General features: G+C 36.0%; 21 protein-coding genes. 16 read left to right on the top strand and 5 right to left on the bottom strand.

The annotated features are described in order from the left end of the window. The first annotated feature begins 130 nt into the window (after nucleotides 1–130). From AB3U99_RS21410 to AB3U99_RS21400, 3 genes are all read left to right on the top strand, one after another. Nucleotides 131–1,147, top strand: a complete 1,017-nt coding sequence (locus AB3U99_RS21410) for a Gfo/Idh/MocA family oxidoreductase (RefSeq protein ID WP_400243774.1) — start codon at nucleotides 131–133, stop codon at nucleotides 1,145–1,147. A 27-nt stretch (nucleotides 1,148–1,174) separates the two neighbouring features. Continuing rightward, nucleotides 1,175–2,158, top strand: coding sequence for a Gfo/Idh/MocA family protein (locus AB3U99_RS21405; RefSeq protein ID WP_400243773.1), 984 nt, complete (start codon nucleotides 1,175–1,177; stop codon nucleotides 2,156–2,158). A 156-nt stretch (nucleotides 2,159–2,314) separates the two neighbouring features. Next, nucleotides 2,315–3,598, top strand: coding sequence for a PTS sugar transporter subunit IIC (locus tag AB3U99_RS21400; RefSeq protein WP_400243772.1), 1,284 nt, complete (start codon nucleotides 2,315–2,317; stop codon nucleotides 3,596–3,598). Between the two features lie 279 nt (nucleotides 3,599–3,877). On the opposite strand, the gene AB3U99_RS21395 is transcribed toward AB3U99_RS21400, so the two are convergent. Both AB3U99_RS21395 and AB3U99_RS21390 read right to left on the bottom strand, forming a co-directional pair. Next, nucleotides 3,878–4,135: a hypothetical protein gene (locus AB3U99_RS21395; RefSeq protein WP_400243771.1), complete on the bottom strand. Its 258-nt coding sequence runs from the start codon at nucleotides 4,133–4,135 to the stop codon at nucleotides 3,878–3,880. Then, nucleotides 4,132–4,347, bottom strand: a complete 216-nt coding sequence (locus tag AB3U99_RS21390) for a hypothetical protein (RefSeq protein WP_400243770.1) — start codon at nucleotides 4,345–4,347, stop codon at nucleotides 4,132–4,134. Before AB3U99_RS21390 ends, AB3U99_RS21395 begins: the two co-directional genes overlap by 4 nt. Nucleotides 4,348–4,640: 293 nt before the next feature. On the opposite strand from AB3U99_RS21390, the gene AB3U99_RS21385 reads away from it, so the two are divergent. The 4 genes from AB3U99_RS21385 to AB3U99_RS21370 all read left to right on the top strand — a co-directional run bounded on the left by AB3U99_RS21385 (nucleotide 4,641) and on the right by AB3U99_RS21370 (nucleotide 8,516). Further along, the gene (locus tag AB3U99_RS21385) at nucleotides 4,641–6,299 is read left to right on the top strand and encodes a M20/M25/M40 family metallo-hydrolase (protein ID WP_400243769.1); all 1,659 of its coding nucleotides are present in this window, start codon (nucleotides 4,641–4,643) and stop codon (nucleotides 6,297–6,299) included. A gap of 285 nt (nucleotides 6,300–6,584) precedes the next feature. Further along, a complete protein-coding gene (locus AB3U99_RS21380; RefSeq protein ID WP_400243768.1) occupies nucleotides 6,585–7,364 on the top strand; it encodes a helix-turn-helix domain-containing protein in 780 nt (259 codons plus the stop codon). A 69-nt stretch (nucleotides 7,365–7,433) separates the two neighbouring features. Further along, nucleotides 7,434–7,817, top strand: coding sequence for a DUF1398 family protein (locus AB3U99_RS21375; RefSeq protein ID WP_400243767.1), 384 nt, complete (start codon nucleotides 7,434–7,436; stop codon nucleotides 7,815–7,817). Between the two features lie 24 nt (nucleotides 7,818–7,841). After that, a complete protein-coding gene (locus AB3U99_RS21370) occupies nucleotides 7,842–8,516 on the top strand; it encodes a DNA alkylation repair protein (protein WP_400243766.1) in 675 nt (224 codons plus the stop codon). A gap of 441 nt (nucleotides 8,517–8,957) precedes the next feature. Here the strand turns inward: AB3U99_RS21370 and AB3U99_RS21365 are convergent, their stop codons facing one another. Then, nucleotides 8,958–10,199, bottom strand: a complete 1,242-nt coding sequence (locus AB3U99_RS21365) for an MFS transporter (RefSeq protein ID WP_400243765.1) — start codon at nucleotides 10,197–10,199, stop codon at nucleotides 8,958–8,960. Between the two features lie 45 nt (nucleotides 10,200–10,244). Next, on the bottom strand, nucleotides 10,245–10,700 hold the full coding sequence (locus AB3U99_RS21360) for a CBS domain-containing protein (protein WP_400243764.1): 456 nt from the start codon (nucleotides 10,698–10,700) through the stop codon (nucleotides 10,245–10,247). 185 nt (nucleotides 10,701–10,885) lie between these two features. Between AB3U99_RS21360 and AB3U99_RS21355 the strand changes: the two genes are divergently transcribed. Then, nucleotides 10,886–11,323 carry a MarR family winged helix-turn-helix transcriptional regulator gene (locus tag AB3U99_RS21355; RefSeq protein WP_400243763.1) on the top strand — a complete coding sequence of 146 codons (438 nt, stop codon included), beginning with the start codon at nucleotides 10,886–10,888 and terminating at the stop codon, nucleotides 11,321–11,323. A 44-nt stretch (nucleotides 11,324–11,367) separates the two neighbouring features. Here AB3U99_RS21355 and AB3U99_RS21350 read toward each other — a convergent pair whose 3' ends face one another. Next, nucleotides 11,368–12,309, bottom strand: coding sequence for a LysR family transcriptional regulator (locus tag AB3U99_RS21350; protein ID WP_400243762.1), 942 nt, complete (start codon nucleotides 12,307–12,309; stop codon nucleotides 11,368–11,370). 233 nt (nucleotides 12,310–12,542) lie between these two features. Here AB3U99_RS21350 and AB3U99_RS21345 point away from each other — a divergent pair, with 233 nt between their 5' ends. The 8 genes from AB3U99_RS21345 to AB3U99_RS21310 all read left to right on the top strand — a co-directional run bounded on the left by AB3U99_RS21345 (nucleotide 12,543) and on the right by AB3U99_RS21310 (nucleotide 19,660). Beyond that, the gene (locus AB3U99_RS21345) at nucleotides 12,543–12,719 is read left to right on the top strand and encodes a hypothetical protein (RefSeq protein WP_400243761.1); all 177 of its coding nucleotides are present in this window, start codon (nucleotides 12,543–12,545) and stop codon (nucleotides 12,717–12,719) included. A gap of 5 nt (nucleotides 12,720–12,724) precedes the next feature. Next, complete coding sequence (locus AB3U99_RS21340) at nucleotides 12,725–14,149, top strand: amidase (RefSeq protein WP_400243760.1); 1,425 nt, start codon at nucleotides 12,725–12,727, stop codon at nucleotides 14,147–14,149. Nucleotides 14,150–14,209: 60 nt separating this feature from the next. After that, nucleotides 14,210–15,424 carry a transporter substrate-binding domain-containing protein gene (locus AB3U99_RS21335; RefSeq protein ID WP_400243759.1) on the top strand — a complete coding sequence of 405 codons (1,215 nt, stop codon included), beginning with the start codon at nucleotides 14,210–14,212 and terminating at the stop codon, nucleotides 15,422–15,424. A 77-nt stretch (nucleotides 15,425–15,501) separates the two neighbouring features. After that, complete coding sequence (urtB, locus tag AB3U99_RS21330) at nucleotides 15,502–16,359, top strand: urea ABC transporter permease subunit UrtB (RefSeq protein ID WP_400243758.1); 858 nt, start codon at nucleotides 15,502–15,504, stop codon at nucleotides 16,357–16,359. Nucleotides 16,360–16,363: 4 nt separating this feature from the next. After that, on the top strand, nucleotides 16,364–17,437 hold the full coding sequence (gene urtC, locus AB3U99_RS21325; protein WP_400243757.1) for an urea ABC transporter permease subunit UrtC: 1,074 nt from the start codon (nucleotides 16,364–16,366) through the stop codon (nucleotides 17,435–17,437). Nucleotides 17,438–17,462: 25 nt separating this feature from the next. Then, entirely contained in the window at nucleotides 17,463–18,206 is a 744-nt protein-coding gene (gene urtD, locus AB3U99_RS21320) for an urea ABC transporter ATP-binding protein UrtD (RefSeq protein WP_400243756.1), read from the top strand. Then, the gene (urtE, locus tag AB3U99_RS21315; protein WP_400243755.1) at nucleotides 18,199–18,897 is read left to right on the top strand and encodes an urea ABC transporter ATP-binding subunit UrtE; all 699 of its coding nucleotides are present in this window, start codon (nucleotides 18,199–18,201) and stop codon (nucleotides 18,895–18,897) included. Before urtD ends, urtE begins: the two co-directional genes overlap by 8 nt. A 508-nt stretch (nucleotides 18,898–19,405) precedes the next feature. Continuing rightward, a complete protein-coding gene (locus AB3U99_RS21310) occupies nucleotides 19,406–19,660 on the top strand; it encodes a hypothetical protein (RefSeq protein WP_400243754.1) in 255 nt (84 codons plus the stop codon). The last annotated feature ends 59 nt before the right edge of the window (nucleotides 19,661–19,719 follow it).

Genomic DNA, 19,719 nt, shown 5'->3' with positions numbered 1-19,719 from the left:
CAATTTCATAATTGGACTTGTTTGTTTCCTTAATTAAGAAAGCGTTTACCATTGTCCTTTACACCTATATCTAATGAATAATTACCATGCTATGATGAGGTCAATTGCAGGAGTAAAGGAGAGATTTTTTATGATGAATATTGCCATAATTGGTTATGGAAATGCTGTTTTGAATTATCATTTACCGTATTTGGAAAGAAGAGAAAATATTCAGGTTAAGTATATTTACCGTCGGGAGGAAGATCGCGTTCGTGAAGGGATAGAGCATGAGAGTTGGTATCCGGCTATTCAATTTACGACAAATTTAAAGGAGATTTTACAAGATAGTGAAGTGGAGTTAGTAGTGATTTGTACACATGCTGACAGTCATGTTGAATATGCCACAAAAGCATTGGAAAATAACAAGCATGTACTTGTGGAAAAGCCTTTTGCTCCAACCATTAAAGAGGCAGTTAAAGTGTTTGAATTGGCTAAATCTAAAGGGCTTATCGCCATGGCAAATCAAAACAGAAGATTTGACGGAGATTTTCTTACTTTGAAAAAGGTGCTTGATAGTGGCAAATTAGGAAATATTGTTGAAATTCAATCCCATTATGACTATTTTAATCCTCGAGGCATTAAAAAGGGAGGATTTGGGATGTTATATATGTTAGCTGTTCATACCATTGACCAAATTGTTTCTTTGTACGGGAAACCAGATGACATTTATTATGATGTAAGAAGTATCTATTACCCTGGGGAGTCAGACGATTATATCGATATAGATTTTTATTTTGGAAGAATAAAAGCAACGGTAAAATGTAGTTTAAGTGTTAAACTAGAGCATCCAAAGTTTACTGTACATGGTGATAAAGGAAGCTTTATTAAATACAGTAGCGGCCATCAGAAAAAGAATCCGAATGGCCCAACACGCGTAGTTTTTGAGCCCGAATCTGAAAGTAACTGGGGAACACTTGCATATGTAGATGAAAATGGAGTGGAACATAACGAAAAGGTACCTTCTGAATATACTGATTACGGTATTCTCTATGAAAAATTATATCAAGCGATTAAGAACAATGGGGAAAAGCCTGTAAAAGATGATGAAATATTAACGGTACTGAAAGTGTTAGAAGATGGACATGCGATAGCAAAAGAAGCAAATTAGTTAGTCGTTATTAGTGGAGGAATCAAAATGAAAATAGGAACGATTGGAACAGGTTTTATCGTAGATGTATTTTTATCAGCTCTAAGAGAGATAGAGGATGCAAGATGTGTGGCTATGTATTCGAGAAAAGAAGAAACAGCAAAGCCATTAGCGGAGAAATACCAGATAGCTAATATTTATACGGATTTAGAAAAGCTATACACAGATCCTAGCATTGATTTCATTTATGTGGCTTCACCGAACAGCCTTCATTTTGAACAGTCCTATCAAGCATTGTTAAATGGAAAGCATGTTATTTGTGAGAAACCATTTACATCTACAGTACGGGAAACAGAAATTTTAACAAAACTGGCTAGTGATAAAGGGCTAATGTTGTTCGAGGGGATAACAACGATTCATTTACCTAACTATCAACTGATTAAAAAACATATAAACCAATTAGGTCAACTAAAGCTCGTTCAATGTAATTACAGTCAATACTCGAGTAGATATGATGCACTGTTAAAAGGGGCAACACCAAATGTCTTTAACCCGCTTTTTGCAGGAGGGGCTTTAGCGGATATTAACATTTATAATCTGCACTTCGTTATAAATTTATTTGGTATACCAGAATCCGTTACCTATACAGCAAATAAACATCCGAATGGAATTGATACATCAGGAATAGTGGTGATGCAATATGCTGATTTTATTGCGGAATGTGTAGGGGCAAAAGATACAAGAAGTATGAATTTTGTCCTTATCCAAGGGGAGAATGGATACCTGCATGTAGAAAATGGCGCCAATGGTTGCCAAAAAGTGTCCTTGTATTTGAAAGATAAAGAGATTACGCTAAATAGTCAAACTACTAATAACCTTTTATATTATGAACTTTTGATGTTCAAAGAGATTTTTGATAATAAAGCCTTTGATAAATGTTATAAGCTGCTAGAACATTCCTATTCGGTTATGAGTGTATATGAAAAGGCCAGAAAGTCAGCAGAGATCATATTTCCGGCTGATCAGGAATGATTTGTAACGGATAGTACAATAAAGCGTTAACTTTTTGCTCATTTAAGGGTTAATGCTTATTGTTTAAAAGCGCAATGAAAGCGTTCTATATATAGTGGATGGGGACTATCATAAAGCTCAAAAAGAACAAAATAGATAAGGATGGGGGAATAAAAAATGGCAGATCAAGAGACAAAGGGGTTTGGTGAAAAGTTAAATGATTTTATTATGAATAAAATAGCGGCTCCTCTTGCAAGGTTTGGTGAAATACCTATTGTTACGGCAATTAAAGATGGTTTAGTGGCATCTATTCCAATTATTATTATCGGCAGTATCTTTCTTTTAATTGGTATGTTAGGGTTGCCAGGATCCTTTACGGAAAATGCCATAATTCCAACATTTTCCGACTTAACACCTAAGTTTTTAATGCTTTATAACTTAACGATGAATTTCTTAGCCTTATATGTTGCTGTTGCCATTGCTGTATCCTATGCCAAAATTAAAAAAATGGATTTGTTGTCTGCAGCATTATTAGGTCTTGGCGCATTTCTTCTTATGACGATTGGAGAGATAACAGAAGGTACCATTACAGTGCAGCCATTTAGTGCACAAGGTTTATTTACTGCTATTATTGTTGCATTACTATCTGTAAAAATCATGGAATTATGTATAAAAAATAATATTGTTATTAAAATGCCTGATGGCGTTCCTCCGGCAGTAGGCAATGCGTTTTCTTCCTTGATTCCATATGCTATCGTATTTATTCTTACTTGGTTAGTACGTACAGTATTAGGTTTTGATTTAGTTAACTTTATGGCTGCTGTCTTAACACCATTATTCGCTGGAGTAGATAATATCTTTGTTTTTGTAGCTAGAGTATTTGCGGAGATGCTCCTTTGGACGGTGGGAATGCACGGAACTGCTATGGTAGACACAATCTTCGCTCCTTTAAGATTACAATGGGTAGCGGAGAATGCTGCCGCCTTAGCGGATGGGGTTTCCCGTTATGAATTGCCTTATATTTGGACCACGTACACAGAGCGTATGGCAATTTGGCCATCAGCTGCATGGGGATTATTATTCTGGATGTATTTCTCTAAAGTAAAAACAGTGAAAGTGCTCGCAATTGCAGCAACACCAGCAGCAATATTTACAATTGTAGAACCAATTATCTTTGGTGTTCCAATTGTTATGAATCCATTCTTCCTCATACCATTTGTATTATCAGCTGCAGTCTCATCTGCTGTAACATACTTATCCATGCAGATTGGGCTAGTTGCAAGAGTCTTCATTGAACTACCATGGGCAACTCCACCATTCATTGGAGGATTCCTAGCAACAGGTGACTGGAAAGCCATCGTACTAGTAATGGTTAACTTCGCAATAGGCGTAGCAATCTATTACCCATTCTTTAAAGCCTTTGAAAAAGACCAATTACAAAAACAAAATCTAAGCTTATAGGAAGGAGGGAAGCAGAGAGACGGTTCGAGGCACTGAAAAACTAATTAATGATTGTTGATGGTAGCGGCTGTTAAAGTTAAGGTTTTGCATTCGATTTACGAGGCAACTGCCGAGCCGCTTTGTTATGACCTCAAAAATTAGATTTCACTCTAATTTTTGGGGTGCAGTACATAGTTCCTATACTTATTTTGCGTCATATTATAAACGTTACATAACTTTTCCACCTGTTTCAGATGATAGTACAATTTGAAGATTTCCTTTTACTATTTTATCTAGATGTCACCACCATTCACTAAAGGGTTGATTGGATAAGTTAAAATCATACGCTTTCTTAATGTGTCGGTACATTTTATGAACGTTTTTAAATAAGAGAGCATCATATTCAGCCAGCAACTGCTGCTCTTCTAAACTTAATTGATGAAACACTTTCTGAATATCACTTCTATCTTGCAACATCCTTAGACTTTCAAATGGGCTACTTTCAAAGTCATAAACATCATCCCCGTAATTAAGAACATCCTGCATATACTTACTCATTCCAATACCTTCTTTACTTTACCTAAATATTTATATCTCTTATCTGGACTTAGATAATTTTTTATGTTCTTGCTTAAAAAGGCAGTTTCTATTACATTATCTGCTCCTATAATGATTATCCAATTATCATCATTAAAAACAAAGTATTCTTGTTCAAACGTTTTCAGGTGATAAAGATGGATATCATTCTCTGTACCATTCATTCTATTCATAATCAACTTATTATAATCTTTAAGTTCCCAATCAGGTGGAATGTCTTTTCTCTTTTTCCGCTTTTCAAGATGATTTGTATCACTTCCAGGCTTCCATTCAGTGGCGAATTATGGAGGAAATAGAAATTAAGAATAAAGTTTCTGAATTAAGTGGAACAGATTGAAAGTCACCCTTAGTAAAAAAACTGTGAGATTATTTAACACTATCAAAGATAAAATCCTATTAATTCTATATTGTTTTACGTATACAGTAGCTTGCAGAAATAACCACATGGTGAAAAGGGAGAGGTAAAATGTTCAAAAAACTAGAAAACCTATCTACATACAATCAAGTAAATTTACTAACTACTTCCCTCGTAAACATACTAAGCATCAATGGAACAAAGGGAGAGGTAGAGATTGCCAATAAGATAGAGGAAATTCTTCGTAGTTTTCCTTATTTTAAAGACAGTCCTGAAATGGTATGGACACAGCCTTTGCCTAATGATGGAATTGGCAGAAAGAATGTTTTTGCAAGGATAAAAGGCAATGGTGCATCCAAAAAGACTGTTATCTATCATGCGCATTTGGATACAGTAGGAACAGATGATTATGGGAAAATTCAAGAATTGGCAAACGAACCAGAGCGCTTGCTAGAATTTTTCAAAAGCTGGGATGGGAATAAAGAGATTCAAGAACAAGCGCATTCAGGTGATTGGATGTTTGGTCGCGGAGCGCTTGATATGAAGAGTGGCATTGCAGTGCATTTAGCGAATGTTCTTTATCTGAGTGGGCACCGCGATATGTGGGATGGAGAAATTATCTTTATGGTCAATCCCGTAGAAGAAAATCAGCATACAGGAGTAATTACGGCTGTAGATGAGCTGCTTCGACTTCGTAAAGAGGAACAGCTGGATTATATTGTAGCGATCAATACGGATTACATAACTTCTCTTTATCCAGGAGATAAGCGGAAATATATTTACACTGGAGCAGTTGGCAAGCTTCTTCCTTGCTTTTACGTTTATGGTAGAGAAACGCATGTTGGAAGAACGCTAGATGGTCTAGATCCAACGCTCGTAACCTCTGAATTAAATCGCCTTATCAATAATAATATGGAATTGATCGAACAGGTAGAAGGAGAGCTGATGACACCTCCGTCTGTTTTATATCATCGCGATACGAAAGATTTTTATAATGTTCAAACAGCGGTAACAAGCCATATTTATTTTAATCTAATGGTATTAGAGGCTAACCCAAAAGAAGTCGTCGGGAAATTAAAGGAGATTGCGGATAAGGCAGCAAAAACGACGGAAGCTTATTATCAGAAACAGTACCAAATATATTCCATCCGCAATCAATTTCCTGATGATATGCCGAATTGGGAAATGGAAGTTTATACGTTTGAAGAGTATTGCAAGAAGCTCCGAAAGCAGGGAGTCGATGTGGAGGGAATATCGGAAAAAATCACAGCTGCCCATAAAGAGGAAGACCCGAGGGAGGTTTGCTTTCAAATAGTAGATTCCCTAAGGAAGCAGGATGTTACTGGTGTTCCTTGTATTATTATCTTTTTTGCACCACCTTATTGTCCTCATAATTATTTGATAGGAGAAAGTGAAGGGGATAAACGCGTAATGGATGTTATGGAGGGAATGGTAGAAAAATGGAGAGCTGGTTCAGCCGAACAATTTGCTATCAAAAGATTTTTCCCCTATCTATCAGATAGCAGCTATTTATCCCTTCATGACACAGAAGAAGAAATAGAATCCCTTATTCATAATTTCCCAGAATGGAAAAGTATTTACCCAGTACCTGTCGATCGAATAAGAGAATTAAATGTACCAGCTGTTAATATCGGTGTATACGGAATGGATGCCCATCGATGGACGGAAAGGGTATATAAACCTTACTCGTTTGAAACCTTGCCGCATCTGATAAGGGATTTAACGATTTGTTGGTTAGGTAAGATGTAATATATTGTTATGGAAAAAAAGAGAGGGGGAGCCTATTTCAAAAGTTATTTAACGGTTATATTACCATTAGAAATCAATATGAAATACTAGAAATTATTAAAAAACTGCTACTGAAAGATACATCCAACATTTACATCAGGGGCTTATGATAATATAAAAGGCGGAATTCCTTCCCGTAATGCTATGGAAGTAACTCCTTGTCAATTATACTAAGTATTGTTTGAATAATAGTACAATCTCCAAGAAATGCTTAATATTTATAAACAGAAGAAAGGCAGAACTCCAATGATCGTTATTCGTCCAAAGAGATTAGCTCCATTTGTAGAAAAAATAATATGGCAAGGTAAGGGGTCAAGCGAACCTTATATAGTTTATCCTGATATTATTCATGTAATGGGTATTCAAAATCAAGGTCAAGTTAATGTATGGAATGGTAATCAAATGCAGAAACTGGAAAGTGCTGGAATGACAGGTATTATTTCTGCTCCAAAAACTTTTCAGGCAACAGAGAATATTTCTTCTGTATTAGTTTTTTTTAAGCCAGAAGCTCTTTTTCAGTGGAAAAAGATTCATCCTAAAGAAGTGACAGGAACTAGTATTGGTTTAATGGACTTTTGCATGAAAGCATCAGAATGGGATAGAATCTTGAATATACAAGAAGAAAGCCCATATCACTTTTTAGCGCTTGTAGAAGAAATGTTATGGAAAGAATTTAAAGAAATGGAGACAGACCCTTGGATTTCATGGGTTATAAATCAAATAATATCGAAACATGGCACCATGCGAATGAATGAATTAGCCCAAGAGGTAGTTCTTAGCAGAAAGCAATTTGGACGAAAATTTACGGAGAGAATCGGTATTGCCCCTAAGACATTCTCACAAATTGTACAATTTCAATATGCCCTAAATTTGGCGAATACAACAAATAAATTGGTAGATATAGCTTTTGAAGCTGGATATACTGACCAATCACACTTTATAAAAGAATTTCGAAAGCATACAGCCTCCATACCGAGTGATTTTTTTCATTTTGATACTAATAATGTCCCATTTTTACAAGAATAAGAAGTATGTTCAAGGTTAAAATGATGATGCAGAGTGAAGGGACTAAAATCATAATTGGAGGGAATATGTATGAATGACAAAATAACAGAAAGTGAGTTTCAAGAAATTATTAGCAGAAGAAGTAGTGGTGTAATAGATTTTTCTCCATTCTTAGATGAATTGTCCCAAAGAGGGATTAATGAATACGAAATCGAAGTTGCAACAGGGCAAGCCACCTATAAAGGAGTATACAAGGAATTTAAAACAGATTCCCAAGTAAACTTGGTAGTTTCAGATAATTTTAATAGAAATAAAGTACTTGCGGCAGTTGCTAACATCTCACTTCCTTTCTTAACCTTCTTGCAAGAGATTGCTGAAGCAGGAATTGTCAGCTATCGTGTGCTCATACCAGAAAAAAAGGTCCTATACCTTGGTGCAAGAGGAGAAGAAATAGAAGAACAGCTTAAAATATAAAAATTCCAAATAAGGTGCTAAGTGATGGACGTAACAAATAATTATGTAGAAGAACTTGTTAAACTATATACCCAACATATGGATAGGGATTATGCGGAATGGTCGGAGAATTATTTGCGGAACCAATTTGACTTTTTAGGGATCCGAACACCAATACGCCGAAAACTAACGAAACAGTTCTTTCGTGAATTTGGTGTCCCGACAAAAGAAAACCTAAAAGATATCATTTTTATATTGTGGGAACGCTCAGAAAGAGAGTATCAAAAAGCAGCTCTCGATACACTGGAAAAAGTAAAAAAAGAACTTACCCCCGATGATATGCCTTGGTTAAGTTCTTTATTAGTTAAAAAATCATGGTGGGATACTGTGGATGTGCTATCTCCTCATATAATGGGTTATCTGTTTACAGCCTATCCAGAACTAATTTCTCAATACGCAGATCAATGGATTTTAGATGAGGATTTTTGGTTACAAAGATCAGCGTTGCTATATCAACTTTACTATAAGAATAGAACGGATGAAAAACGCTTGTTTCCATATATTCTTACGAGGGCTGATAGTGAAGAATTTTTTGTGCAAAAAGCAATAGGATGGGTGCTGCGAGAATATGCAAAAACGAACCCCTTAGCTGTGAGAGATTTTGTTTCTTTCAACGATTTAAAGCCACTTAGTAGACGAGAGGCATTAAAAAATCTGTGAATGATAGTTCAGCAAAGGTTGCTAAATAGCTTTTAATTAATGAGGCTGGGACATAAGCATTTCAACTAACAACAAACACGAACTATAATGTAATTAAATTACACTATAGTTCGTGTTTGTTTTTTAGAATAAGGTTAAAAAACGAAGTGAAATGGAGCGGAGGACGCTCGACTCCTGCGGGAAATAGAGACGCTTTAGACCCCGCAGCGCAGTGAGGAGGCTCAGCTTCCTCCCCTGCGCATCGTGTGTCTGTAGCGCAATGGAACGACTTAGTTTTTACACTTAACTATATTAAAAAACATAGATAACCATCATGAGAAAGTAGCTATATTTAAGAGCTAAATTAAAGATTGTTCGTCTTTAAAGACTAGTTATTTAGTTTTGTCCCAGCCTCATTATTTAGAATGATTCCATCTTCGAATATTCACTAACTATTTAGTGTTAATGTCCAGAACCTAATTCATCTACATGACTTACATGCTTACTATTAAACCAGATAAACAATACAGAAACTAGCACAAATCCAGCTCCTACTAGGAATGGTACAGATGGATTGAAAATTTCCGCTAATTTCCCAGCTGTATAAGGAGCGATGGCACCACCTAGGAAGCGTAGGAAACTGTATGCTGCTGAAGCGGTTGAGCGTTCAACTGGAGCAGAATTCATGACGGCAGTTGTAATCAGTGTATTGTTATTGCCTAATAAAGCACCAGCTGCAATAACAGCTGCGATGATGACCCACTGTGTTGAGGTCCATATCCCCATCGCAATTAGCGCTACGGCAAACAATGTTAGCATGGCACACATAGATTTAACTGTTCCAAAGCGTTCCTGTAATTTTGGAGCCATAAAGACAGAAGTAACAGCTAATAAAATTCCCCAGCCTAGGAATACAAAGCCTAATCCATGTTCATCTAAGCCCATTACAAATGGAGCATAGGCTAACAACGTGAAAAATCCAAAATTATATAATGCAGCAGCTATTCCGAAAATAAGCAAGGAACGATGTTTTAATGCTCTAAACGGATCTGCCAAGGATGTTTTCGGCTTTGTTGTATTCTGTGAAGTAGCTTTTGGCATTAAGATTAAAATACCGAAAAAGGCAATGACCATTAAAGTAGCGACCCCTAGGAAAGGTCCTCTCCAGGACATAGCGCCTAACCAGCCGCCAAGAAGAGGACCAACAGAGATTCCAAGTCCAATAGCTGCTTCATAAAGAATAATTGCTTTAGCAGTACCGCTGTTTGATAGAGACACAATCGCGGCGAGCGCAGTTGCTACAAACAGTGCATTACCAAGACCCCACCCCCCGCGAAGTCCGACAAGCGTCCAAATCCCATTTGATAGTCCGCCTAGGCAAGAGAAAATAGCAATGATTACAATACCCAAGATAAGTGTCCACTTAATTCCAAGTCTTGATGAAATCATCCCAGTAACGAGCATCGCCACAGCCATAACCGCATTATAGCTAGTGAAGAGCAGTGTTACTTGGCTTTGTGATGCATCAAGCTTCTCTGCAATCGCAGGAAGGATTGGATCAACGAGACCGAGACCCATAAAGGCGATAATCCCAGCAAAAAATACAGCCCATACTGCTTTAGGCTGTTTTAACAGGCTAGCTTCAGTCCTCGTATTTGAATTGTTTTTTGTTGAATCTGCTGATACAGATTGTGAAGATGGCATTTATATTTCTCCCCTTTTTCTATATTCCCTTTGTTTCAAAATGTATTAGATTAATTCCTTGAAAGAATTCCTTATTACATCGCCGCGGCTAATAATGCCTACTAATATTCCGTTTTTTTCAACAGGCACCTTTTTAATTTGCTTTTTACCTAATAACGCCGCAATATTTTCCATTTTTTCGTCCCAAGCTACTTTTACAACCTTTTTCTTAGCGATTTTCATTACATTCAAATGCAATAGACTTTGTAATCTTTGGTCAAAATCTTCATCATCGCCTTTAATCACCACAGCATAATAAATACTATCGATAATATGATCATCATGTTTACCAATATAGCGCAACACATCGCCATCACTGATGAAACCAACAATTTCATTTCGATCATTGACTATTGGAAGACCGCTAATTTTGTAATCGATAAATTTTTCGATTACAGAACGGACGGTGTCGCTTTCCTTCACTTTATATACTTGGCTTACCATAATATCATAGGCTAGCATTTTTCTTTCCCCCTTTATTTTTGAAAGTAGTTGTATAAGGAAACTATATGATTGTATTATACAACTATATTTTAAAACGTCAATTCTCTTTTCAGAAATGCAGCTCTCCCTGTCCATTACAAATCTTTAATCAAGTGTGCTATCATATTTTTATAGAAATATTGAAACGGTGAGGTAGTATATCTATGTATGAAGAATCGTTGGAAGAACTTGAGGTTGAATTATCCATTCTGATACGACGCGTTACACATACGTCTTCCCATAAAAAAAATGGCAATCTTGATCGATCTGCTTATCTGCTACTACATGAAATAGTGACAACAGGACCTGCTGGTGTTAAAGCACTAGCAACTGAATTTCAACTAGATGTATCCACAGTAAGTAGGCAGGCAGCAGCACTGGAACAGAAAGGCTACTTGTTCCGAATTCCAGATGAAACAGATGGCAGAGCCTATACGCTCCAGATAACCGATATAGGATTAGAAGAATTTAAAAAAGAAAAACAGTTTAGAAAGAACAGAGTTGCAGAAGTTACTAATGTTTGGTCAGAAGAAGAATGTGAGACATTTGCAAAGCTATTGAAAAAATACAATCAGTCTGCAATGAATGTTAATAATACGTGAGGGATAAATTAGTTGGGACAAGGGGTCAGACCCCTTGTCCCTTTTTAAATAAGTTTATAGTCTTGCACAATAGAATTAAAAAGGGAGTTAGCGAAATCTTCAAAACCCAGATCAGAAAGTTTTTTTGCATGGTATACGATTTGAATGTTGATATTAGATACTTTTCTACCCATTAGGATGAAGCCAATCGGAATAATCCCTAAATTAAATAATTCAATGAAATGATGAATGCTAGACTTAGGCACGATTGTATAGGCTAAATCAGCTACGATGGTATTTATCATAACATTAATATCATCAATGATCTGGAAATGTTCAATATTAAATTCTTTTATTACCTGACTAGTAAAATTGCTATGGTAAACAAGGATAGGGTTATCAAAAAGCAGAAATGGTTTGTCCTTAAGAACAGAAAGATTGCTGAAGTCGTTTTTTATCGTATGTTTATTGTGAAACAGAAGTACCATTTCATCCTCCATTAATGGAGTGCTTTCTTGAGTAATATCCAATTTTTCATTATAGATAACAGCTAAATCTATTGCGTTATAATCTAGTAATTCCACTAATGTAGATGTTGGTCGGGTGATAATTTTGTATTTCATGCCATCATTTATTTTTATTTGATTCAAAATCTGTTTCGAGAAACTTGGTGCTAGCCATGAATCAATCCCGATAATCAGGCAACCTACATTTGTTACTTCACTAAAGGAAACTCTTGGTTCGTGCTGTTCGTTGTATGTCAAGACTGTTGAAACATCGCTTAAATCCCGAAATAGCCTAGAGGCATAAGGCAAAAAATAATTCCCTTCTCTTGTTAATTGAATACCTTTCCAGTTTCTATCTACTAAAGAAAAGCCAAGTCCCTCCTCCAGTTTTCGGATCCTTGTACTAAGAGTAGGTTGAGTCACATGAAGAGATTGAGAAGCTTTTGAAATACTCTTTTCCTTTGCAACGACTAAAAATGAATATAATCCCTCTAAATCCATTTATAACCACTCCTCTTTAATAAATTTAATATGTTTAATGAGGTCTTGATAATCTAAGGCAGAAAGCGGTTTAATAATCAGAAAATTAACACTATATAAAAAATTTCTATATCTATCATAGAACAATCATGTGATAGTATCAATAATAACTTCATGTAAGGTTATATAACAGATGATGTTATGTTGGTGGTTGCTATTTTTTAATTTCAAAATGCTAAGGGGGGGGATTAACCATGCTAGAAATAAATGTAGCCAAATTATTAAAAGATCAAGGGATTGATGTTACTACTGAAGAAGGTGCTGCACTTCAGACACAGTGGGAGTTTATTCAAAGTTTAAAGAAGGACGCAGATCAGGCTATAGATAATACACAAGATATTGTATTAACGCAGAAAGCGAACAGGGGGTAATGAAAATGAGGGAAGAATTAGCGAAAAAGACGATTGCGGAACTATCCAATTTGATTAAAAGCGGGGAGATATCACCAGTAGAAGTTACTAAATCAGTAATCGAAAGAACGGATAAATACGATAAATTGATAAATTCCTATATATCACGTAATGATCAGCAGGCGCTTGAGGTAGCAAAACAAGCAGAGAAAGAAATTCATGAAGGAGTTTATAAGGGGAGCTTACACGGGATTCCGCTTGCATTAAAAGATATTTTCTATTTTGAAAATGAGAATGTGACAATGGGTTCCAAAATCCATAAAGATTTTGTCCCAGAATACGATGCTACCGTTGTAACGAAATTGAAAAATGCTGGTGCTGTGTTCACTGGAAAATTAAACATGCACGAATATGCCTATGGAGGTACAACTAATAATGAGCATTTTGGTGCATGTCATAATCCTTGGAATCTTGACCGTATTCCAGGTGGTTCAAGTGGTGGATCGGGTGCAGCGATAGCGGCTGATTTGACGATTGCAACATTGGGAACTGATACAGCGGGGTCGATTAGAATTCCAGCGGCTGCATGTGGAACAGTTGGTCTTAAACCGACACATGGGTTAGTTAGTAAATATGGTGTATTTCCGTTATCTTGGTCACTTGATCATGTTGGTCCATTAACAAAAACAGTGGAAGATGCAGCAATTATGTTGGAAAACATAGTTGGCTATGACGAAAATGATGCAACTTCCGTAAAAGTGCCGATGGTTAAGTATACAGAATATTTAACTGGTAACATTAGAGGGAAAATCATAGCAATTGAAGAAGACTTCTTTTTTCATAATATTGATAGTGGTGTAGAAAGCCTAGTTCGAAAAAGTATCAAACTTTTGGAAGAAATGGGAGCCAAAATTGAAATCGTTAAGATGCCTTCTTTGAAGTATTCAGAATATGCAGAATTTATGACGTTTATGGCTGAGTCTGCTGCTATTCATAAACAAAATCTGTTAAATAGACCCCAGGATTTTGGTAAAGAAATTAAATTTTCTTTGCAGCTTGCTAATACTGCATCAGCAACTGATTATATACAAGCCCAACAAATTCGTAAGTTAATGGCTGAAGATTTTGCCCAGGTATATAAAAAAGCTGATGTTTTAATTGCACCTACATTGCCAATGGTGTTGCCTAATATTGGAGAAGAAACGGTGAACATTAATGGTATCGAGAACGGTTTAACAGATTCATCCATTAGACTAACTGCCCCAGTTGATTTAGTTGGCCTTCCTTCTATATCTGTTCCTTGTGGGTTTAATGAAGGAATGCCAGTATCATTCCAAATTATGGGTCCTGCTTTTAAAGAACAAGAGATTCTTAATATGGCATTTGCCTATGAAAAGACAAATCCAATGAATGGTAGAAAACCAGACCTTGATAGACAACTAGTTAAATAGAGATATCCAATAATATTCAATCTCAGCAAAAAATGTGAAAAATAAGGGGAGATTCATTTGTTGCGGAACAGCAAATTATACATGAGTATAGCGTTGATTCTTATGCTTGTTTTATTGGGAGCATGTGGTAAAAGTGCATCTGTAGACACAAAGGATGGAATTAAGATAGGTGTTCTATTTTCTCTTAGTGGTGGAACAGCCATTACAGAAAAAAGTATGGCAGATGCAGCTATATTAGCAATTGAAGAAATTAATCAAAATGGTGGCGTGAATGGAAAAGACTTAGTACCTATTCAAGAAGACTATGTTTCTGATCCAGCTCAAGCAGCAACCAAAGCCAAAAAGTTAATTTTGGAGGATAATGTAGCGGCAATCATAGGAGGTTTAACATCAGCAAGTCGTCAAGCAATGCTTCCAATTGTCGAACAAAACAATTCTCTATTAATCTATCCTGGTCCATATGAAGGAGAGGAGTATTCGAAAAATATCCTTTATACTGGTGCTGTTCCTAACCAACAGCTTCAGGCATTTATTCCTTGGTTAACAGAAAATGTGGGGAAAAAGGTTTACTTAATTGGTAATGATTACGTCTATCCTGTGGAAACGAATAACCAGGTGAAAAAACTATTAGAGTTATCTGGAGGAGAAGTGGTTGGTGAAGAGTATGTAGCAATGGGAGAGAGTGAATTTTCCACTGTCTTAAACAATATTCGTAAGGCTAAACCAGATTATGTTTTTTCTACATTAGTAGCAGATAGCGTTCCTGCCTTTTATAGTCAATATGCTGATTATGGTATGAATTCAACTGAAATGCCGATTGCATCACCTACTACATCAGAAACGGAAGTAGCAGCGATATCTTCTGAGGCTGCTAAAGGTAATATCTCTTCTTTAGCTTATTTTGAAAATATTGATACTCCAGAAAATGCTTCATTTGTGAAAGCATTTCACGAAAAATATGGGGAAGACCAACCAATTACTACTTCAATGGAATCAGCTTATTTTTCCGTATATTTGTTAGCTCAGACATTAGAAAAAATCGATGATCCATATAATACTGATGAATTGCTAGCCAATTTGATTGGTCAAGAGTTCCTGGCACCTGAAGGTAAAGTTAAGGTAGACGAGAACAACCATACATGGCTATATGCAAGAATTGCAAAATTAGATGAACAAGGTGAATTTGAAATTCTTCAGACATCAGATACATCCATTCAGCCAGAACCTTGGTCCAAATTACTGTTCCCAGATCATGATGAACCTTGGAAGAAATAAATTTAGCTTGATTTAAGATGAAAAAGTCAGGAGTGGAATCTAGTTTATCTACTCCTGTTATAGGAGGAGGAAAGAAGATGGGCTTGGCACAACCATTAGTAGATGGACTTAGTGTAACTTCCGTTTTAATTATTGCGGCATTAGGATTTGCCATAACCTGTGGGGTAATGAATATTATAAATATGGCACATGGGGAGTTAGTGATGATTGGTGCTTATACTACCTATATAGTAACTACCGTGTCTGATTTGCCATTTTTTATTGCTATTATTGTTTCCTTTATCGTTTCTGCCATTATTGGTTTGATTATGGAAAAACTAGTTATCAAACATTTATATGGAAGGCCATTAGAAACGTTGCTAGCAACCGTTGGAATTTCTATTGTACTTCAACAGCTGGTGAAGATTACTTTCGGAACAGGTGGTAAATCTATTTCTAATCCTATTTCTGGTTCCATGGAAATAGGCAATGTTGTAGTCCCTTATTATCGTCTATTCATTATTGTTTTTGCGATTGTCTTAATAGTATTAACTGTACTGCTTATGTTCAAAACGGATTTCGGTACACAGTTAAGAACAGTTTCTCAAAACAGACAAATGAGTGAAGTTTTAGGGATTAATACCTCCAGGATTGATTCACTAACCTTTGCTTTTGGTAGTGGTTTGGCTGGTATTGCTGGTGCTATTTTAGCCCCAATTTATACAGTATCCCCAACAATGGGGGCTGGATATTTAATGGATGCATTTATGGTAGTTGTGCTTGGCGGTGTTGGCTCGATTACTGGAACTGCTCTTGGTTCATTTGTGGTTGGAGAAGCAGATCAAATCATTTCTACTTTTAGTACAGAAATAGTAGCTAATATAATCGTTTTTTCATTAATCATTATCGTTATCCGTTATAAACCAGAAGGACTATTAAAAAGGGAAAGGAGATAAGAAGATGACTCGATTGCTTAACGCAGAAAAAATAATCGGTTTGCCTCTCGTTTTATTTCTAGCCATTTATCCAATATTCTCGAATGCATTTCAAGTAGGAATTATGGGTAAATTTATTGTCTTTGTCATTTTTGCTATAGCACTTGATCTAGTATGGGGCTATACAGGGTTATTAAGTATTGGGCATGCTGTTTTCTTTGGATTAGGTGGCTATCTACTTGCGATATCCTATACATTTCAAAGAGGTGTTCCGACTTTTATGACTCGATTTAATATTGAGGAAATACCAGCATTTATGACACCTTTAAAAAGTATTCCACTAGCATTTTTATTAGGATTAATTATTCCTGCCTTACTAGCAGCTGTTTTGGGTTTTTTTATCTTTAAGAGTCGAATAACAGGTGTTTATTTTTCATTAATTACACTGGTATTAGCTACATTGTTTGAATTATTAGTGAATAATCTTCAAGCATACACTGGAGGATTTAATGGGTTGATGGGATTGCCAATGTTCCCGATATTGGGGGAGCCCCTATCCTTATCGACATTTTATTATGTGATATTAGCCATTGCCATTGCAGTATATTTATTCAGTAAATGGATAACAACTTCTCACTTTGGAAAAGTGGTTACAGCTGTTCGCGAAAATGAAGGAAGACTTCGTTTCTTAAGCTATAAACCTGAATATTTTAAGATATTTATTTATACTATATCTGGATTTTTATCGGGCTTAGCTGGAATGTTGTATGTATCCATTAATGGTTATGTTGGTCCAAGCGATGTTGGGGTCGCGCTTTCCACTTCCGTTATTCTCTGGATTGCTATTGGTGGTAGAGGGAAATTAATGGGTGCGGTAATAGGTGCACTAGGTATTAACTTTGTTTCCAATACCTTATCTGAACAATATCCAGACATATGGCAGCTGATTGTTGGAATTGTTATGGTTTTGGTTGTGCTCTTTTTGCCTGACGGTGTTTATGGGGCGTTTAGTAAGTGGCTAGAAAACATAAAAAAAAGAGAACATGGTGTAAGGCAGGATGAAAAGTCGATTAAACAAACGGAAATAAAACATTCTTAATTTAGGTAGAAGGGTGGTGAATCGGATGTATGCATTAGAAACAAAAGGCTTATCTGTTGATTTCAATGGATTTAAGGCACTAACTGACCTCGATTTTACGCTAGAAAAAGGAGAATTACGTGTTATCTTAGGTCCAAATGGAGCAGGTAAAACTACATTTATGGATTTAGTAACGGGAAAGACAAAACCTACTAAAGGGGAAATTCTGTTTAATGGTAAAAAAATTACTAGAATGTCACCGTCAGATATATCAAGCATGGGAATTGGGAGGAAGTTTCAAGGTCCCAACTTGTTTGAAAATCTGACGGTGACAGAAAATCTTGAAATTGCATATAAAGGTTCCAATGGGGTTTTTTCATCCCTTCTCTTTAGAAAAAAGAAGGAAATGAAAAATCAATTAGAAGAAATTCTTTATCAAATTGGTTTATATGAACGAAGGTATGATGATGCGGCGGTTCTATCTCACGGACAAAAACAATGGTTGGAAATGGGAATGCTACTTGCACAAGATCCGGAGTTAGTTATTCTAGATGAGCCAACAACTGGAATGACGGCAGAGGAAACTTTTAAAACAGGTGAACTCGTTCAATCTATTTTTAAAGGACGCTCTGTTATTGTTGTTGAGCACGACATGGCCTTTGTCCGACAAATTGCCAAAAAGGTTACGGTACTTCATCAAGGACAGCATTTAGCAGAAGGAAGTTTAGCTCAAGTAGAAAGAAATAAAAAAGTGCAGGAAGTGTATTTAAAGGAGGAGACCCATGCTTAGTATCGAAGATGTTAAGGTTTCCTATAATAAAAGCCAAATTATCAATGGTGTTTCTTTATCTATTAGCCAAGGAGATAAAGTTTGTTTAATGGGAAGAAACGGTGTGGGTAAAACAACGCTGCTAAAAAGTATCCTTGGTATTTTGCTTCCGAATGACGGGAAAATCTCATTTGAAGATGCACCAATTACAAAAATGAAAACATATAAGCGATCCAGACTTGGATTAGCATATGTACCTCAAGGGCGTGAGATAATTCCCATGCTGACAGTTAAGGAAAACTTACATTTAGGCTGTATGGCGCATTATCCAAGTGAAGGGGAAAAGTTAACAGAAGAAGTACTCCGATATTTTCCGTCTCTTGTCGAGCACCTTGATAGAAAAGGGGGAGTATTATCGGGAGGACAGCAGCAACAATTAGCGATAGCACGTGCTTTAATGTCTAAACCTAAGATTTTATTTCTTGATGAACCTTCTGAAGGTATTCAACCAAATATAGTCTCAGAAATTGCTCAGATTTTAAGAAGAATTAATGAAGAAAAAGGAATTTCTATTTTCATTGTGGAGCAAAATTTAGAATTTGCCTCCAAAGTTGCAGATAGTTTCATGGTTATGGAAAAAGGAAGTATTATTAAACAAGGAAATTTTGCTGATGTATCATTAGAAGATGTAAAGAGGTTTTTGACTATATAAAGGGACAAGGGAAGGGACAAGGGGACAGGTACCTTGTCCCACTTTTTTCGTTTAAACACCATTTTACATATCATTGAATGATTATATTGAATAAAAATGAAGTGTGCTGATAGCAACGATTGAGAATTATAAAATAGCAATATATAAATTGAAACCTAATTTTTTTTAGATATATGTATTTAATATGGTAAAATACACCTAATAATATAAGGACGGTGTGTTAATGTCTGCAGAGTTTTTAATGAATGGGCTTTATTAAAATATAAATGAAGTGTCTGATAATCTTAGAAACGACTAAGTATTACGTAATTTTCAAGGGGGATATGATGTACGGGATCCTAGTGGGACACCGATTTCTTCTTTTAATCCAGGAGTTACGGAGGGGACAGGGACTATTGTAGATGGAGCAGGAAATCCAATTGCTCATGTAAGAGAAGGCGTAACGGGAACAGTGGTTGATTATGAAAGCGGAGATATCGTTCATGTTAACACTCTGAATGGAGGAGAAATGTTTCAAAATAGTAATGGTGAAATTTTTGCTCAAAGCAGTCAGGGGATTTTTGGAGAAATGAACTATCAATTTACTAATGGTGAGGCTTTTTCCATTCAAGAAAATCCAATTGGAGAAGGTTTTACTATTGATCCATCTATCTATGATTTTGCTGATAGTGTTTCTTTTGTGGAATCAGTAGATTTGACTATGACTACTACTGATATAATAGATGAATTCGCAGGGTTTATGGACCTATTAGGTATTTTTTAATATGAGAAATCAACTGAAAAAAATATTTGACCAACCAGAACAACAAATGAAGTGGAATA

Origin of the sequence: Niallia tiangongensis, assembly GCF_044704065.1 — a bacterium.
In the GTDB taxonomy this organism is placed as follows: domain Bacteria; phylum Bacillota; class Bacilli; order Bacillales; family Cytobacillaceae; genus Niallia; species Niallia tiangongensis.
Note: the sequence above shows the minus strand (reverse complement) of the source record. Positions and strands in the feature narration are given on the sequence as shown.

Excerpts from the sequence above, each read along its gene's own strand:
- AB3U99_RS21375 (WP_400243767.1), top strand. The coding sequence starts at position 7,434 with ATGAATGACAAAATAACAGAAAGTGAGTTTCAAGAAATTATTAGCAGA.
- AB3U99_RS21345 (WP_400243761.1), top strand. The coding sequence starts at position 12,543 with ATGCTAGAAATAAATGTAGCCAAATTATTAAAAGATCAAGGGATTGAT.
- AB3U99_RS21400 (WP_400243772.1), top strand. The coding sequence starts at position 2,315 with ATGGCAGATCAAGAGACAAAGGGGTTTGGTGAAAAGTTAAATGATTTT.
- urtB (WP_400243758.1), top strand. The coding sequence starts at position 15,502 with ATGGGCTTGGCACAACCATTAGTAGATGGACTTAGTGTAACTTCCGTT.
- AB3U99_RS21410 (WP_400243774.1), top strand. The coding sequence starts at position 131 with ATGATGAATATTGCCATAATTGGTTATGGAAATGCTGTTTTGAATTAT.
- AB3U99_RS21390 (WP_400243770.1), bottom strand. The coding sequence starts at position 4,347 with ATGAATAGAATGAATGGTACAGAGAATGATATCCATCTTTATCACCTG.
- AB3U99_RS21360 (WP_400243764.1), bottom strand. The coding sequence starts at position 10,700 with ATGCTAGCCTATGATATTATGGTAAGCCAAGTATATAAAGTGAAGGAA.
- AB3U99_RS21405 (WP_400243773.1), top strand. The coding sequence starts at position 1,175 with ATGAAAATAGGAACGATTGGAACAGGTTTTATCGTAGATGTATTTTTA.
- AB3U99_RS21355 (WP_400243763.1), top strand. The coding sequence starts at position 10,886 with ATGTATGAAGAATCGTTGGAAGAACTTGAGGTTGAATTATCCATTCTG.
- AB3U99_RS21310 (WP_400243754.1), top strand. The coding sequence starts at position 19,406 with ATGTTTCAAAATAGTAATGGTGAAATTTTTGCTCAAAGCAGTCAGGGG.
- AB3U99_RS21380 (WP_400243768.1), top strand. The coding sequence starts at position 6,585 with ATGATCGTTATTCGTCCAAAGAGATTAGCTCCATTTGTAGAAAAAATA.
- AB3U99_RS21370 (WP_400243766.1), top strand. The coding sequence starts at position 7,842 with ATGGACGTAACAAATAATTATGTAGAAGAACTTGTTAAACTATATACC.
- urtD (WP_400243756.1), top strand. The coding sequence starts at position 17,463 with ATGTATGCATTAGAAACAAAAGGCTTATCTGTTGATTTCAATGGATTT.
- AB3U99_RS21340 (WP_400243760.1), top strand. The coding sequence starts at position 12,725 with ATGAGGGAAGAATTAGCGAAAAAGACGATTGCGGAACTATCCAATTTG.
- AB3U99_RS21365 (WP_400243765.1), bottom strand. The coding sequence starts at position 10,199 with ATGCCATCTTCACAATCTGTATCAGCAGATTCAACAAAAAACAATTCA.
- AB3U99_RS21350 (WP_400243762.1), bottom strand. The coding sequence starts at position 12,309 with ATGGATTTAGAGGGATTATATTCATTTTTAGTCGTTGCAAAGGAAAAG.
- AB3U99_RS21395 (WP_400243771.1), bottom strand. The coding sequence starts at position 4,135 with ATGAGTAAGTATATGCAGGATGTTCTTAATTACGGGGATGATGTTTAT.
- urtE (WP_400243755.1), top strand. The coding sequence starts at position 18,199 with ATGCTTAGTATCGAAGATGTTAAGGTTTCCTATAATAAAAGCCAAATT.
- urtC (WP_400243757.1), top strand. The coding sequence starts at position 16,364 with ATGACTCGATTGCTTAACGCAGAAAAAATAATCGGTTTGCCTCTCGTT.
- AB3U99_RS21385 (WP_400243769.1), top strand. The coding sequence starts at position 4,641 with ATGTTCAAAAAACTAGAAAACCTATCTACATACAATCAAGTAAATTTA.